This is a genomic window from Falsigemmobacter intermedius, from assembly GCF_004054105.1.
GTDB lineage: Bacteria > Pseudomonadota > Alphaproteobacteria > Rhodobacterales > Rhodobacteraceae > Wagnerdoeblera > Wagnerdoeblera intermedia.
The window spans coordinates 1-914 of the sequence record NZ_SBLC01000120.1; the positions used below are offsets into that span (position 1 = coordinate 1).

The 914-nt window shown below is 60.1% G+C and carries 2 protein-coding genes; both read left to right on the forward strand.

Features of this window, described 5'->3' with window-relative positions; genetic code table 11:
• The first annotated feature begins 114 nt into the window (after window positions 1-114).
• Entirely contained in the window at window positions 115-519 is a 405-nt protein-coding gene (gene tnpA, locus EP867_RS19435; protein ID WP_128491072.1) for an IS66-like element accessory protein TnpA, read from the forward strand.
• Window positions 516-866 (forward strand): IS66 family insertion sequence element accessory protein TnpB, encoded by a 351-nt coding sequence (gene tnpB / locus EP867_RS19440; RefSeq protein ID WP_128491065.1) that lies wholly within the window; start codon window positions 516-518, stop codon window positions 864-866. The genes tnpA and tnpB overlap by 4 nt, the downstream gene beginning before the upstream one ends.
• Window positions 867-914: the final 48 nt, after the last annotated feature.

Sequence of the window (914 nt, forward strand, 5' to 3'; positions counted from 1 at the left end):
GCGATCTTGTCCGTGCACGAGCCACGGCCATACGGGTTGCAGGCAAGGCGCGGCGTATCCCTGCGGTGAGGGCCGTCTGCCCCGGTTTTGCAAATAGGCTTAAGGCATTGCCTTATGTCATATTCTACACCTTCTCCCCCGATCGAGATTTTCACCGCTGATGAAGCGGGCCGGCGTCGCCATTGGAGCGATGAGGACAAGCTGCGGATTGTCGAAGAGAGTTATCGCGGTGTGCGGCAAGGGTCGGCTACGGCGCGGCGTTACGGTATTTCGCGCTCTCTTTTGTCGATCTGGCGGCGGGAACTTCGGCAGGGTTCTGATAGCGCAGCAGGCGACACGCCAGTTTTTACGCCACTGATGATGGAGGCCGGTGCCGGGTCATCCGGCATAGGGTCGGCTGAAAGATCAACACCGGATCGGATAGACCTCTCTCTACGCAATGGTCGGCGGATCAGCTTCTCGCCCGCGTTGGCGCCGGAGGTTCTGGCGCGCATTTTGAATGTGGTGGATCCGCTATGATTGCCTTTCCTGCGGGTGTCAAAGTCTGGATCGCCGGGGGCGTCACCGACATGCGCTGCGGCATGAACACCCTTGCGCTGAAAGTGCAGCAGGGCCTGGGCCGTGATCCCCATGGCGGCGAGATCTTCTGCTTCCGCGGCCGTAAGGGCGATCTGATCAAGATCCTCTGGCACGACGGCGTGGGCATGTCGCTCTATCTGAAGCGGCTGGAGGCGGGCAAGTTCATCTGGCCCGTCAGCCAGAGCGGGGCCGCTGTGCCCGTCTCCAGTGCACAGCTCGGCTATCTGCTGGAAGGGATCGACTGGCGCAATCCACGCTGGACCCAGCGGCCAAAATCGGCAGGATAATTGCCATATCATCCTTGTTTTGTTGGATTTTATGGCTCTGATGTGGTA